The organism is Microbacterium sp. NPDC064978, from assembly GCF_044543605.1.
In the GTDB taxonomy this organism is placed as follows: domain Bacteria; phylum Actinomycetota; class Actinomycetes; order Actinomycetales; family Microbacteriaceae; genus Microbacterium; species Microbacterium meiriae.
On record NZ_JBITWF010000003.1, the window covers coordinates 370,614 to 383,979 of the forward strand.

The window sequence follows — 13,366 nt, forward strand, 5'->3', positions numbered from 1 at the left end:
CGTTCCCGCGGGTAACGTGAAGCTGTGAGCATCCTCCCCGTCCCGCACACCGCGATCATCGTCGTTGCCGCCGGCTCCGGCACCCGTCTCGAGGCGGGGGCACCCAAGGCCTTCGTCGGCATCGACGGGCGCACGATCCTGCGGCACGCCCTCGACGGTGTCTTCGCGGCGGCCCCGATGCAGGTCGTGGTGGTCGCCCCGTCGGGCTACGAAGGTGACGCGCAGACGGAGCTGCTGGCGGCCGCCGGCGATCGCGCCGACCTGGGCCGCGTGGTCACGGGAGGAGCGACGCGGCAGGAGTCCGTCGCCGCCGGACTCGCGGCCCTGTGGGGAGACATCACGACGGTGCTCGTGCACGATGCCGCCCGCGCCCTCACGCCGCCTACCGTCATCGATGCCGTGGCGGCGGCCGTGGTCGGCGACGCCGGAGCGGTGCCGAGTCTGCCCGTGGTCGACACGCTCAAGCGGGTGGCCGACGGCCTCGTCGTCGGCGCCGTGGATCGCGCGGAGCTCGCGGCCGCGCAGACGCCGCAGGGTTTCCCGCGCCGATTGCTGGAAGCGGCGTACGCGGAGGCGACATCCCAGGGCGCCGAGTACACGGATGACGCCGCGCTCTTCGCCGCAGCCGGGAACGCGGTGCGGCTGGTGCCCGGCTCGGAGCGTTCGTTCAAGATCACCACCCCCGCCGACCTCGAGCGCGCGCGCCTCCTCGTGGCGACGGTACCGGGGGCGCCCTCCGCGGCGGCGCGGCCGTCGGCGGTCGTGGTCGACGCTCCCCGCGTGGGGATCGGCACGGACGTGCATGCCTTCGGCGGCGACGGGGCGCTGTGGCTGGCGGGGCTGGAATGGCCGGGGGAGCCCGCGCTCTCCGGGCACTCCGACGGCGACGCCGTCGCCCACGCCATCGTCGACGCGCTGCTCGGGGCTGCAGGGCTCGGCGACATCGGGCAGCACTTCGGCACGGCCCATCCGGAGTACGCGGGGGCTCACGCGGACGTCTTCCTCTCCCGCACCGGGGAGCTCCTGGCGGAGGCGGGGTTCGCGATCGGCAACGTGTCCGTCCAGTTCCAGGGCAACCGTCCGCGATTCAGCGGGCGCCGCGGGGAGGCCGAGGCGGCGCTGTCGGCGGCGCTCGGGGGCGCCCCGGTGACGGTCACGGCCACGACGACGGACGGTCTCGGGTTCCCCGGACGGGGCGAGGGGATCGCGGTCACGGCCGTCGCGGTCGTCATCCCGCGACCGGAGCGGGGTCTCCCAGCGCCCGCCGAGTAGGCTTGAGCGGTGACTCTCCGCCTCTACGACACCCGCGCACAGCTGCTGCGCGACTTCGTGCCTCTCGATCCCGAGAACATCACGATGTACGTCTGCGGACCCACGGTGCAGTCCGGACCGCACATCGGTCACGTCAGAGCTGCTCTGAGCTTCGATCTCCTTCGCCGCTGGCTGACTTACCGCCACGGGCGCGTGACCTTCGTGCGCAACGTCACCGACATCGACGACAAGGTCCTCGCGAACGCCTCGGACTCCGAGCCGTGGTGGGCACTCGCCTACCGGATGGAGCAGGAGTTCGCCGCCGCCTACGTCGGCATCGGCATCCTCCCGCCGACCTACGAACCTCGTGCGACGGCCTCCGTGCCGCAGATGCAGGAGCTCATCGCGCTGCTCATCGACCGAGGCCACGCGTACCCCGCCCCCGATGGCTCGGGAGACGTGTACTTCGACGTGCGTTCCTGGCCGTCCTACGGCGACCTCACCCACCAGTCCGTGGACGCGATGGAAGCCGCGCAGGACGCCGACCCGCGCGGCAAGCGCAACCCGCAGGACTTCGCCCTCTGGAAGGGCGCCAAGGCCGACGAGCCCGCCGACGCGACGTGGGCGTCGCCATGGGGTGCCGGGCGCCCCGGCTGGCACATCGAGTGCTCGGCCATGGCGAAGCGGTACCTCGGTGCGGAGTTCGACATCCACGGCGGGGGACTGGACCTGCGGTTCCCGCATCACGAGAACGAGCTCGCGCAGTCGAGTGCAGCGGGCGACGGCTTCGCCCGGTACTGGGTGCACAACGGCCTCGTGACCGTCGACGGACAGAAGATGTCGAAGTCGCTCGGCAACTTCACGCTCGCGCGGGACGTGCTCGCTGAGCGGGACCCGCTCGTCGTGCGCTACGCCCTCGCGGCGGCGCACTACCGATCGAGCCTCGACCTCTCGGAGTCCTCCTGGGCGGAAGCGGAGGCGGCGCTCGGCCGCATCCGCTCCTTCCTGGAGCGGGCGCTCCGCGCGGCCGGCGACGGGATCGGCGCCGATGACGCGCAGAGCCTGCCGTCGGCGTTCATCGATGCGATGGACGACGACCTGGGCGTTCCGCAGGCGCTGGCCGTCGTGCACGAGAGCGTGCGGGCCGGGAACTCGGCTCTGGACGCGGGCGACACCGCAGCGGCGCTGGACGCGACGCGGGCGGTGCTCGGCATGACCGGTGTGCTCGGCCTCGTCGAGGACGCGGGCTCCCGGAAGGCCGGGGATGCGCAGGCAGCGGCGCTCGACGCGCTGGTGCAGGAGATGATCGCGCAGCGCGCCACCGCGCGTGCGGAGAAGGACTGGGCGGCGGCGGATCGCATCCGAGACGCGATCGCCGCCGCAGGAATCACGCTGGAGGACACTCCGGCCGGAACTCATTGGAGTATCGATGGCTAAGCCAGGGCGCCCCGGCGCGAGCAAGGGAAACAAAAAGGGCCCCACCAAGGGCACGGGAGGTCTCGGGCGCAAGGCGCTCGAGGGGCGTGGCCCCACGCCGAAGGCGGAGGACCGCGCGTGGCACCCCGCCGGTAAGCGCAAGGCCGCGGCCGAGCGCTTCGCCGCGGCCGGGGGCAAGGGCAAGCCCGGCGGGCGTCCGGCCTCCGGGGGCAACCCGAACCGCACCGCCAGGTCGAAGGACAACACCACCGACACCGAGACGGTCACCGGCCGCAACTCGGTGCTCGAGGCGCTGCGGGCGAAGATCCCGGCGACCGCGATGTACATCGCGCAGCGTGTCGAGATGGACGACCGGGTCAAGGAGATGCTGTCGATCGCGACCCACCGGGACATCCCGGTGCTCGAGGTCACCCGCCAGGAGCTCGACCGCATGGCCGGCTTCGACGGCGTGCACCAGGGCGTGGCGCTCAAGGTGCCGCCGTACGAGTACGCCCACCCGCAGGACCTGCTGGAGGAGGTCATCGACCGCGGCGAGACGCCGCTGTTCGTCGCCCTCGACGGCATCACGGACCCCCGCAACCTCGGCGCGATCATCCGCTCGACGGCGGCGTTCGGCGGCCACGGCATCATCCTGCCGCAGCGTCGTTCCGCCGGTGTGAACTCCGCGGCGTGGAAGACGAGTGCGGGGGCGGCGGCGCGCATCCCGGTCGCCCTGGCATCGAACCTCACGACGCAGCTCAAGGAGTTCAAGAAGCAGGGCGTCTTCGTGCTCGGGCTCGACGGCGACGGCGACGTGTCGCTGCCGGCGCTGGAGCTGGCGGACCGCCCCGTCGTCATCGTCGTGGGCTCGGAGGGCAAGGGCCTGTCCCGCCTCGTGACCGAGACCTGCGACCAGATCGTCTCCATCCCCATCTCCGCGGCGACCGAGTCGCTGAACGCGGGCATCGCGGCCTCGGTCGCGCTGTACCAGGTCGCGACCGTCCGCGCCGCGGACTGACCGAGAGGAACACGCATGGCCCGCATCATCGTCCTGGGAGGAACCGGCTACGCCGGACGCCACATCGTCGCGGAGGCGGTGAGCCGTGATCACGCGGTCGTCGCCATCTCGCGCTCGACCCCCGCGGATCCGGTCGCGGGTGCGGCCTACGTGCAGGGGTCGGCGCTCGACCCCGCGACGCTGACCGAGGCGTTCGCGGGAGCGGACGCCGTGGTCTCCGCGCTCTCGCCGCGCGGTGACATGGAGGACCGCGTCCTCGAGGCGCTGACGAACGTGGTCGCGCTGCTCGACGGCACCGAGACGCGGCTCGGCGTCGTGGGCGGCGCGGGCGGCAGCCTCGTCGCGCCGGGCGGTCCCCGTCTGTTCGATCAGGGCTTCCCGGAGGAGTACAAGCACGAGGCGCAGGTCGGCATCGACTCGCTCGCGCTCCTGGAGCGCACGGCCGAGAGCCTGGACTGGTTCTTCGTGCACCCGGCCGAGGTCTTCGGGCCGTGGGCCGAGGGGGAGCGCACCGGTCGCTATCGGGACGGCGGTGACGTGCTCGTCCGCGATGAGGACGGCAAGTCCTACATCTCCGGGGCGGACTTCGCCGTCGCGATCGTCGACGAGATCGAGCAGGGCAACCACCACCGCGAGCGGTTCACCGTCGGCTACTGACGCCGTCCGGAACCGGAGGGGCGGCCTCAGACGAGGTCGCGCCAGTCCACCTCGTCGTCGTCGCCGAGCGCCAGCGTGCCGGTGACGACGGGCAGGCCCATCGTCTCCGTCGGCGGTCCCATGATGGTGGCCTCGTCGCGGCGATGGCGGAGCACGTCGTTGATGTAGCTCGTCAGCACCTCCGCGAGGGACACCGAGCGTCCCTGCGCCTGCGACAGATACCAGCGGTGCTCCAGCACCTGGTGGAACACCTCGGCCGGCTCCAGCTTGGCGCGCAGGTCGTACGGGATGGCGCGCACGACGGGCTCGAAGACGCGCGTGAGCCACTCGTGCGCGTACATCTCCTCGTCCGCCCACTGCTTGGTGGAGCGGGCACGGAACTCGTCGAGGTCGTTGAGGAGCCGTCGCGCCTGGTTCTCCTCGACGTCGAGACCGGTGAGGCGGATGAGTCGGCGCTGGTGATGTCCCGCGTCGACGACCTTGGGCTGGATCTCCACCACGGTGCCGTCCGCGGTCGTCGACATCGACATCTCGTCGATGTCGAAGCCGAGGGCGTTGAGTCGCTCGACGCGCTCGGTGATGCGCCAGGTCTCGGCGGCGGAGAAGGACTCCTGCGCGGTGAGCTCGGCCCACAGCGAGCGGTAGGAGGACACGATGCCGTCCGCGATGGCGACCGCGTCGACGCCGTGCTCCAGGCGACCGCCCGCGGCGAGGTCCATGATCTCACCGGCGATGTTCGTGCGGGCGAGATCGAGATCGTAGGCGCGCTGTCCGTCCGTCAGGCCCTCCTCGTGCAGCTCCCCGGTCTCCGCGTCCACGAGGTACGCCGCGAACGCTCCGGCGTCCCGGCGGAACAGGGTGTTGGAGAGCGAGACGTCGCCCCAGTAGAAGCCGACGTTGTGCAGACGCACGAGCAGCAGGGCCAGCGCGTCGACGAGGCGGGTGGCCGTGTCCGGGCGGAGCACCCGGGTGAAGAGCGCCCGGTACGGCATCGAGAAGCGCAGATGCGAGGTGACCAGCGCCGCGGGCAACGGATCACCCGACGAGTCCGTGCGGCCGGCGATCACCGCGACCCGCTCCACGCACGGCACGTCGAGGCGCGCGAGGTTGCCGAGCATCTCGTACTCCCGCCGCGCCATCTCGGTCGTCGTCTCCTTGACGGCCACCACGCGACCCGAGAGGTCCGCGAAGCGGACGAGGTGGCGCGAGAGGCCCTTGGGGAGGGAGACGATGTGCTCGGACGGCCACTTCTCCAGGGGCGTCGACCACGGCAGGGCGAGCAGCCCGGGGTCGACCGTCTTGGCGGTGATCCGGAGGGATTCCTGCATGGGGACTCCTGAGGGGTGCCGGGGAAAAGACGCGGCGCGGGCGACCGAAGTCAGCCCGCGCCGCGGTGGAGGTGTCCGATCAGGCCGAGACGACCGGCTTGTCGTTCAGGCGGTCGCCGGACTCGAGGTCGAACGCGTGCACGTGACCCGGGTTCGCGGCGAGGGTGACGGTCTCCCCGGCGTTCGGGTGGTTGCGGCCGTCGACGCGGGCGACGAGGTCGGTGCGCTTGCCGTTGATCTCGGTGTGGCCGTAGAGGTAGCCGTCGGCGCCGAGCTCCTCGACGAGGTCGACGACGACCGAAAGGCCCTGACCGTCGGCCGGGCCGACGGTGATGTCCTCGGGGCGGACGCCCACGGTGACCTGGGAGCCGTTGGCACGGCCAACGGTGTCGCGGTCGAGCGGGACGACCTCGGTACCGAAGCGCACGCCGCCGTCCGCCAGGTCGGCCGAGAACAGGTTCATCGCGGGCGAGCCGATGAAGCCGGCGACGAAGACGTTCTCCGGCTTCTCGTACAGGTCGCGCGGCGAACCGACCTGCTGGAGCAGACCGTCCTTCAGCACGGCGATGCGGTCACCCATGGTGAGCGCCTCGGTCTGGTCGTGCGTGACGTAGACGGTGGTGACACCGAGGCGGCGCTGCAGCGACGCGATCTGCGTACGGGTCTGGACGCGGAGCTTAGCGTCGAGGTTCGACAGCGGCTCGTCCATGAGGAAGACCTGGGGCTGACGGACGATCGCGCGACCCATGGCGACACGCTGACGCTGACCACCGGAGAGAGCCTTCGGCTTGCGGGTGAGGTACTGCTCCAGGTCGAGGAGCTTCGCGGCCTCGAGGACGCGTGCGGCACGCTCCTCCTTGCCGACGCCGGCGATCTTGAGCGCGAAGCCCATGTTCTCGGCGACGGTCATGTGCGGGTACAGCGCGTAGTTCTGGAACACCATCGCGATGTCGCGGTCCTTCGGCGGCACATCGGTGACGTCGCGGTCGCCGATGAGGATGCGGCCGGAGTTGACCTCTTCGAGGCCGGCGAGCATGCGGAGGGAGGTGGACTTACCGCAACCGGAGGGACCGACCAGGACGAGGAACTCGCCGTCTCCCACCTCGAGGTTGAGCTTGTCGACAGCCGGGCGGGTGCCGCCGGGGTACAGGCGGGTGGCCTCGTCGAAAGTCACAGATGCCATCGTGTTTCTCCTTCACCGGCAGGTACGTGCCGGACGATCCGTAGTGAATGAAGCGGCGGAGCGACCCGCCGTGACCCTCCATCGGGTCGGGATCAGTATGGCACGAACGGCCGCACCTGGGTATTTCTCAGCCTCACTGGTTAGCATCGAACCCGGCCGTGCGCAGCGGCGATCACCGCCCGACGGTGGTCGGGGCCAACCCGGACCCCCTGAGACTCAAGAGGAACGATGTCGAGCGACGAAACGCCGAACGTCCCCGCCCCTCGCAATTCGCGCGAGGTCGTGCGGGAGAAGGCACAGAAGGTGCACGCCCAGCAGTCGCGGGCGCGTCTGATGCGACGGATCATCATCGGCGCGGTCGCGATCATCGCGGTCGGCGCGATCGGGACCGCGGTGACGCTCGCCGTGACCTCGCAGACATCCAAGCCGCAGCTCAGCCCGAGCGGCATGGAGGCCGACGGCGTCGTGGTGACGGACATCGCCTCCGCCGCCATCGCCGGCACCGCCTCCGCCACGCCGGAGCCCGAGCCCACGGAGGCCGGTGCGACCGAGACCCCGGCACCGGAGCCCACCGCGGCCGGTGCGGTGGACGTGCACGTGTACGTCGACTACCTCTCACCCGACGCCGGCAAGTTCGAGCGCGCCAACGCCCGCCTGCTCGCGCAGTGGATCGAGGACGGCGCCGCGACCGTGAGCTACCACCCGGTCGCCCTGCTCACCGCCAGCTCCAACGGCACCAAGTACTCGCTGCGCTCCGCTGCCGCCGCCGCCTGCGTCGCCACGCACTCGCCGGACCAGTTCTACGCGTTCAACCACGACCTCCTCGACGACCAGCCCGACGTGGGCAGCGACGGGATGTCCGACGAGGAGCTCGCCAACCTCGCGGGCGCCGTGGGCGTGGACGACGCGAAGACCGTGCGCTCGTGCATCGAGGACGGCGACTACGTCAACTGGGCGAAGGAGGCGACGACGCGTGCGCTCAAGGGGCCGCTTCCCGGCTCCGACGACCTCGTGCTCACCGCCGCCCCGATGATCGTCGTCAACGGCGAGGCCTATGTCGGCGCGCTGGACGACCCGCAGGAGCTGTCGACGTTCGTCATGTCCGTCGCCAGCGAGGCGTACTACGAGTCGACGTCCCCGACGCCGACCCCGACCGCCACCTCGGCGCCGGCGGAGTAGACCGTCACGCGTCCCCGCCATCGCTAAGCTGTGATGGCATCCGCCGACTTGGCGCAATTGGTAGCGCACCGTACTTGTAATACGGGGGTTACGGGTTCGAGTCCCGTAGTCGGCTCCGCACGCGAAGGCCCGCATCCCCTGGGAAACACTGGGAATGCGGGCCCTCTGCTCATCCAGGTGAGGAGGGCTGCCCACTTCACCGGCGCCCACGGCCCCAGCGCTAGGCTCTGCGCATGAGCGCACCCGCGGACGAGTCCGACCCGTCGCTGATTCCGCAGCGGCTCGCACTGCAGCGACGGAGGACGTGGGCGATCGTGCTCGCCGTCTTCTGGACGGTGAGCGCCGTCTGGTGGCTGAGCTCTGGTCTTCTGACGGAGGCGCGCGCCCTCGATGTGATGCGGGTGGCCGTCGGAGCGGTGAGCGTGGGGTTGGCGATCGCGTACGCGCTCACAGTGCGGCGCGCGCTGCGGGACATCCGAGACTTCGACGCGCGACACGGAGCGGACGCGGGCCGCCGATAGCCGGCAGGTTCGCCGAGATGTCAGGGCGCCCGCATATCGCGTAGCACGTCGGAGGGTGTTATGTTACTGGGGTGCAGGTGGTCGGCACCCCGCCCCGGCCACCTGCGCATCTTTTCCGATCCCCCGTGGGAATGTTCGCGCCGCTCGCTGCGGTTGTCTCGGACATGACCCGTATCGGCTCCAGTGACCTCGACGTCTTCCCCCTCGCCCTCGGCGGCAACGTGTTCGGCTGGACCGCCGACCGTGACGCGTCGTTCACCGTCCTCGACACCTTCCTCGACGGGGGCGGCGACTTCATCGACACGGCGGACTCCTACAGTGCGTGGGTTCCCGGCAACAAGGGCGGCGAGAGCGAGACGATCATCGGGGCGTGGCTCGCGTCGCGGCGGCCCCAGGGCGTCGTCGTCGCGACCAAGGTCAGCCAGCATCCCGACTTCCGCGGCCTCTCGGCCGGGAACGTCCGCCGCGCGGCGGAGGCGTCCCTCGCTCGCCTCGGCGTGGACGAGATCGACCTCTACTACGCGCACTTCGACGATGAGTCGGTGCCGCTGGAGGAGACCGTCGAGGCGTTCGGCGCCCTCGTCACGGACGGACTCGTGCGGCACGTGGCGGTGTCGAACTACACGGCCGACCGCATCCGGCAGTGGATCGACATCGCCGACCGGCTCGGCGTCGCGCGTCCCGTCGCCATCCAGCCGCATTACAACCTCGTGCACCGCAACGGCGTCGAGGACACCATCATCCCCGTCGCCGAGGAGTTCGAGCTGGGCCTCGTGCCGTATTACGCGCTGGCGAGCGGCTTCCTGACCGGCAAGTACCGCTCGAAGGATGCCGAGGGAGAAGGGTCGCCGCGCGCCGCCGGAGCCGCGAAGTACGCCACCGCGGCTGGACTTCGGATCATCGACGCGCTGGATGAGATCGGCGCCGCGCACGACGCATCCGTCGCCGCGACGGCCCTGGCCTGGCTGCGGGCGCAGCCGACCGTGGTGGCGCCCATCGCCAGCGCTCGGACGGTGGATCAGGTTCCGGATCTGCTCGCCGGAGCGCGGCTGGAGCTGTCGTCCGAGGAGGTCGAGCGCCTGAACCGCGTGTCGGCCTGGACGCCGCCCCAGAGCTGACCAGGCCTCACCGCCCGACGAGCCCGAGCCGGTGCGCGAGGATCACGGCGTGGATCCGGTCCCGTGCCCCGAGCTTGGCCAGGATGCGGCCGACGTGCGTCTTGACCGTGGACTCGCCGACGTAGAGGGTCGCCGCGATCTCGGCGTTGGAGAGACCCCTTCCCATCGCGAGGAAGACCTCCTGCTCGCGGTCGGTCAGGGAACGGTATCCGGCGTCGTCGACCGCCTCGGCCGCCGGCGCGGCGCTTCCCAGCTGCGGACCCACATGCTCCAACAGCATGCGGGTCACCCGCGGCGCCAGGGCGGCGTCGCCGCGGTGCACGGCACGGACCGCGGAGAGCATCTCGTGGCGCTGGGCGTCCTTCAGGAGGAAGCCGCTGGCGCCGGCGCGGATCGCACCGAAGGCGTACTCATCGAGATCGAACGTCGTGAGGACGAGCACCCTCGTCTCGGGATGCGCGCCGACGATGGCTCTCGTCGCGGCGATCCCGTCGAGCTCCGGCATGCGGATGTCCATGAGCACGAGGTCAGGGGCGAGGGCAGCGCTCTGGGCGATCGCGGCGTTCCCGTCGGCGGCTTCTCCGATGACGACGATGTCGGGCTCCGCCTCCAGGACCATGCGGAAACCCAGACGGATCAGCTCCTGGTCGTCGACCAGGAGCACACGGATCGGCGCTGTCATGTGTTCTCCTCTCCGCCCGGCGACACGGCCGGGGCCTCGGCCGACGTCGGCAGGACAGCCCGCAGGGTCCATCGCCCCTCGCCGTCCGGCCGGGACTCCAGGGTGCCGCGGACGTGCGCGGCGCGCTCCGTGAGCCCTCGTAGTCCGAAGCCGCCCTCAGTGGGAGCCCCGGCTACGCCGTCGTTGACGATCTCCACCCTCACGGTAGCGGGCGTGTACTCGAGGCGCACGGACGCCGTGGTCGCCGTCGGCGCGTGCCGCATCGCGTTCGTCAGCCCCTCCTGCACGATCCGGCCGAGGGCATGGGCCACGTCGGACGAGACCTCCGCCTGACCGGCTGTGGCGAGGGTGACCGGATACCCGGTCCGCTGCGCCGCCGCGACGGTCTCCTGCGGTGACGCGGGAGACACCGGCGCGAGGAGCAGCGGCGCGTCGTCGTCTCGCAGCACGCCGAGCATCGCCCGCATCTGGGTGAGCGCGCTGCGGGCGGTGTCCGCCGCGGAGGTGGCGGCTGCGCGGGCCTGCTCTCGGTCCGGGGTGGCGGCCGCTCCCTCGGACAGCGCCACGACCACGGTCAGGGAGTGCGACACGATGTCGTGCATCTCCCGCGCGATCCGCGCGCGCTCGGCGGCTGCGGCGAGCTGCGCCTGCTGATCCCGCTCCACGAGAAGCTGCCGCGAGCGATCGATGACGGCGTCCAGATAGCGTTTGCGGTTGCCCACGTTCGCGCCGATCAGGGTGCCGATGAGCCCGAGTACGACCGTGCCGAGGAGCGCGTTGACCGCCTCTTGAAGGGTGAAGACGCCGGCCCAGAGGAGGAGCCCGGCCCCGGAGGCGGTCGTCGCGACCCCGATGCCGAAGGCCGTCCACGCCGCGCGGGCGGAGCGGTAGACGGCGAGGGAGTAACCGGCGATCAGCAGGAGCGGGCTGCTCCCGGGCAGGGCGGTGAACAGGAGGAAGGCTTCGAGCAGGATCGCCGCGACCGCGGGAAGCCAGGGCTTCCGTCGACGCCAGAGCAGGGTGGCGCACGCCGCGATCACGCACAGCGGCAGCAGGGCGGCGAGCACGAGCCCGACGGGCCCGCGGTCGGCGTCATCGATGCGCGCGGCGGGGGTGATCGTGAGGATGATGCAGAGCAGGGTGAGCAGGACGTCGGCGAGGACGGGATGGCGCGCCCAGAAACGACGGAACACCCCGGGAGGACGAGGGAGCCGCAGCCCCTCGTCCTCCCGGACGGTGTCCGTTCCGCGTCGCGTCGCCGGCACCCGGTCTCCTACGCGTCGCGCGTGCGGAGGACGGCCCAGGCGGCCAGCAGGCCGCCGACCACCCAGCAGCCCAGCGTGAGGTAGGCGACCGGAGCGTCGAGCGTCGCCGTGTCACCGGGCAGGATCGCGTTCTGCGCAGCGGCGACCGGCAGGTAGGCCGAGGCGTCGATCACCCAGGCCCAGGCCTCGCCGGCCATCGAGAAGAAGCTCGCGACGATCGGGAGCACGAACAGCAGACCGACCGTCGCCGCGATCGCCCCGGCGCCCGAGCGCAGGATGAAGCCGAAGGCCACACCGATCAGCGCGAAGACGGCCATGGCGAGCGAGGCGACCACGATCGGCAGGACGGAGCTCGAGGGGTCCGACCAGTCGATGCCCCGCTCGCGTTCCGCGACCACGGCGGAGACGGCCGCCGCCGCGGCACCGAAGATGACCAGCGACGACACGAACAGGAAGCCCGCGAGCACGAGCGACTTCGCCAGCAGCACGGACCCGCGGATCGGGTCGGCTGTCAGCGTCGAGCGGATCATGCCCGTGGAGTACTCCCCGGTCACCGAGATCGCGCCGATGATGCCGGCGAGCAGCATCGTGAACTGGATAGGCATGACGACGGCCTGGATCGGGTCGAACCCGGGGGCGTCGATCGCCTGGGCGATGAGGACGGCGATGCCGATCGTGAGCACGGCGGCGATCGCGATGGACCACCACGTCGACCGGAGGGTGGTGAGCTTGATGGCCTCGCCGCGCACGGCGCGCGCGAACGTGAGGCGCCGGCCGGAGTCGGCGGCGGGGGGTGCGACGGCCGGGGTCGTCACGGCGGGGGCGGCGGTCATGAGAGCTCCTTCGTGCGGTACTCGACGGCGTCGCCGGTGAGGGCGAGGTAGGCCTCTTCGAGGGATCCGGTGGTCGGGGTGAGTTCGTGCAGCGGGATCCCCCGCTCCGCGGCGAGGTCGCCGATGCGCGCCGCCGGGAGCCCAGCGATGTCGAGCAGATCGGGAGCCGCGCTGACGATCTCCACCTCGGGACCGCCCACGGCGGCCACGAGGTCGGTCGGGCGCGGCGTCCGCACGCGCACGCGGTTGGTCGTCCACGAACGGACCAGCTCGGCGAGCGGGGCATCGGCGAGGACCTTGCCCCGTCCCATCACGATGACATGGTCGGCGGTCTGCGCCATCTCGCTCATGAGGTGACTGGACAGCAGCACCGTCCGGCCCTCGGAGGCGGCGTGTCGCACGAACTGCCGCACCCAGCGGACGCCCTCGGGGTCGAGGCCGTTGACGGGCTCGTCGAGGATGAGGGTGTGCGGATCGCCCAGCAGTGCGGAGGCGATCCCCAGGCGCTGCCCCATGCCGAGGGAGAACTTCCCGGCGCGCTTCCGGGCGACCGAGCCGATGCCGGCGAGCTCGATGACCTCGTCGACGCGGGAGGTGGGGATGCCGTGCGTGGCGGCCATCGCGCGGAGGTGATCGCGCGCCGTCCGTCCGGTGTGCACCGCCTTCGCGTCCAGCAGCACGCCCACCTCGGTGAGCGGTGCGCGGAGCTTGCGGTACTCCCGCCCGGCGACGGTCGCCGTCCCGGCCGTCGGACGGTCGAGCCCGACGATCATGCGCATGGTCGTCGACTTCCCTGCGCCGTTCGGTCCGAGGAAGCCGGTGACGCTGCCGGGCTGCACGGTGAAGGACACGCCGTCCACAGCGGTCTTGTCCCCGAATCTCTTGGTGAGGCCTTCTGCGGTGATCATGGGTTCC

13 protein-coding genes and 1 tRNA gene are annotated in these 13,366 nt (G+C 71.4%); 8 read left to right on the forward strand and 6 right to left on the reverse strand.

Translation table 11 applies throughout. The features are described from left to right. Positions 1-24 precede the first annotated feature (24 nt). The 4 genes from ispD to ACIGJI_RS11900 are packed head-to-tail and all read left to right on the forward strand — an operon-like array spanning position 25 to position 4,342. Positions 25-1,272: a 2-C-methyl-D-erythritol 4-phosphate cytidylyltransferase gene (gene ispD / locus ACIGJI_RS11885; protein WP_363447186.1), complete on the forward strand. Its 1,248-nt coding sequence runs from the start codon at positions 25-27 to the stop codon at positions 1,270-1,272. 9 nt (positions 1,273-1,281) lie between these two features. Beyond that, positions 1,282-2,688, forward strand: a complete 1,407-nt coding sequence (cysS, locus tag ACIGJI_RS11890) for a cysteine--tRNA ligase (RefSeq protein ID WP_363447183.1) — start codon at positions 1,282-1,284, stop codon at positions 2,686-2,688. Next, positions 2,681-3,685: a 23S rRNA (guanosine(2251)-2'-O)-methyltransferase RlmB gene (gene rlmB / locus ACIGJI_RS11895; RefSeq protein ID WP_187662081.1), complete on the forward strand. Its 1,005-nt coding sequence runs from the start codon at positions 2,681-2,683 to the stop codon at positions 3,683-3,685. Before cysS ends, rlmB begins: the two co-directional genes overlap by 8 nt. Positions 3,686-3,700: 15 nt before the next feature. Continuing rightward, positions 3,701-4,342, forward strand: coding sequence for an NAD(P)-dependent oxidoreductase (locus ACIGJI_RS11900; RefSeq protein ID WP_259951411.1), 642 nt, complete (start codon positions 3,701-3,703; stop codon positions 4,340-4,342). A 26-nt stretch (positions 4,343-4,368) separates the two neighbouring features. Here ACIGJI_RS11900 and ACIGJI_RS11905 read toward each other — a convergent pair whose 3' ends face one another. Beyond that, positions 4,369-5,670, reverse strand: coding sequence for a DUF4032 domain-containing protein (locus ACIGJI_RS11905; RefSeq protein ID WP_259951412.1), 1,302 nt, complete (start codon positions 5,668-5,670; stop codon positions 4,369-4,371). A gap of 79 nt (positions 5,671-5,749) precedes the next feature. Further along, a complete protein-coding gene (locus tag ACIGJI_RS11910) occupies positions 5,750-6,853 on the reverse strand; it encodes an ABC transporter ATP-binding protein (RefSeq protein ID WP_187662078.1) in 1,104 nt (367 codons plus the stop codon). A gap of 228 nt (positions 6,854-7,081) precedes the next feature. Here ACIGJI_RS11910 and ACIGJI_RS11915 point away from each other — a divergent pair, with 228 nt between their 5' ends. The 4 genes from ACIGJI_RS11915 to ACIGJI_RS11930 all read left to right on the forward strand — a co-directional run bounded on the left by ACIGJI_RS11915 (position 7,082) and on the right by ACIGJI_RS11930 (position 9,671). After that, positions 7,082-8,032, forward strand: a complete 951-nt coding sequence (locus ACIGJI_RS11915) for a thioredoxin domain-containing protein (RefSeq protein WP_280566858.1) — start codon at positions 7,082-7,084, stop codon at positions 8,030-8,032. Positions 8,033-8,074: 42 nt separating this feature from the next. Continuing rightward, positions 8,075-8,147 (forward strand) — tRNA-Thr (locus ACIGJI_RS11920). A 118-nt stretch (positions 8,148-8,265) separates the two neighbouring features. Beyond that, positions 8,266-8,553, forward strand: coding sequence for a hypothetical protein (locus tag ACIGJI_RS11925; protein ID WP_363447180.1), 288 nt, complete (start codon positions 8,266-8,268; stop codon positions 8,551-8,553). 164 nt (positions 8,554-8,717) lie between these two features. Beyond that, positions 8,718-9,671 carry an aldo/keto reductase gene (locus tag ACIGJI_RS11930; RefSeq protein ID WP_363447177.1) on the forward strand — a complete coding sequence of 318 codons (954 nt, stop codon included), beginning with the start codon at positions 8,718-8,720 and terminating at the stop codon, positions 9,669-9,671. A 7-nt stretch (positions 9,672-9,678) separates the two neighbouring features. On the opposite strand, the gene ACIGJI_RS11935 is transcribed toward ACIGJI_RS11930, so the two are convergent. Genes ACIGJI_RS11935 through ACIGJI_RS11950 form a run of 4 tightly spaced genes read right to left on the reverse strand, consistent with a single transcriptional unit; the run spans position 9,679 to position 13,359 of the window. Next, positions 9,679-10,353, reverse strand: a complete 675-nt coding sequence (locus ACIGJI_RS11935; protein ID WP_363447174.1) for a response regulator transcription factor — start codon at positions 10,351-10,353, stop codon at positions 9,679-9,681. Continuing rightward, positions 10,350-11,618, reverse strand: a complete 1,269-nt coding sequence (locus ACIGJI_RS11940; RefSeq protein WP_259951418.1) for a sensor histidine kinase — start codon at positions 11,616-11,618, stop codon at positions 10,350-10,352. The genes ACIGJI_RS11935 and ACIGJI_RS11940 overlap by 4 nt, the downstream gene beginning before the upstream one ends. 8 nt (positions 11,619-11,626) lie before the next feature. Next, on the reverse strand, positions 11,627-12,451 hold the full coding sequence (locus ACIGJI_RS11945) for an ABC transporter permease (RefSeq protein WP_363447171.1): 825 nt from the start codon (positions 12,449-12,451) through the stop codon (positions 11,627-11,629). Continuing rightward, positions 12,448-13,359, reverse strand: a complete 912-nt coding sequence (locus ACIGJI_RS11950; RefSeq protein WP_363447168.1) for an ATP-binding cassette domain-containing protein — start codon at positions 13,357-13,359, stop codon at positions 12,448-12,450. The genes ACIGJI_RS11945 and ACIGJI_RS11950 overlap by 4 nt, the downstream gene beginning before the upstream one ends. Positions 13,360-13,366: the final 7 nt, after the last annotated feature.

Excerpts from the sequence above, each read along its gene's own strand:
- rlmB (WP_187662081.1), top strand. The coding sequence starts at position 2,681 with ATGGCTAAGCCAGGGCGCCCCGGCGCGAGCAAGGGAAACAAAAAGGGC.
- ACIGJI_RS11900 (WP_259951411.1), top strand. The coding sequence starts at position 3,701 with ATGGCCCGCATCATCGTCCTGGGAGGAACCGGCTACGCCGGACGCCAC.
- ACIGJI_RS11905 (WP_259951412.1), bottom strand. The coding sequence starts at position 5,670 with ATGCAGGAATCCCTCCGGATCACCGCCAAGACGGTCGACCCCGGGCTG.
- ACIGJI_RS11910 (WP_187662078.1), bottom strand. The coding sequence starts at position 6,853 with ATGGCATCTGTGACTTTCGACGAGGCCACCCGCCTGTACCCCGGCGGC.
- ACIGJI_RS11915 (WP_280566858.1), top strand. The coding sequence starts at position 7,082 with ATGTCGAGCGACGAAACGCCGAACGTCCCCGCCCCTCGCAATTCGCGC.
- ACIGJI_RS11925 (WP_363447180.1), top strand. The coding sequence starts at position 8,266 with ATGAGCGCACCCGCGGACGAGTCCGACCCGTCGCTGATTCCGCAGCGG.
- ACIGJI_RS11930 (WP_363447177.1), top strand. The coding sequence starts at position 8,718 with ATGACCCGTATCGGCTCCAGTGACCTCGACGTCTTCCCCCTCGCCCTC.
- ACIGJI_RS11935 (WP_363447174.1), bottom strand. The coding sequence starts at position 10,353 with ATGACAGCGCCGATCCGTGTGCTCCTGGTCGACGACCAGGAGCTGATC.
- ACIGJI_RS11945 (WP_363447171.1), bottom strand. The coding sequence starts at position 12,451 with ATGACCGCCGCCCCCGCCGTGACGACCCCGGCCGTCGCACCCCCCGCC.
- ACIGJI_RS11950 (WP_363447168.1), bottom strand. The coding sequence starts at position 13,359 with ATGATCACCGCAGAAGGCCTCACCAAGAGATTCGGGGACAAGACCGCT.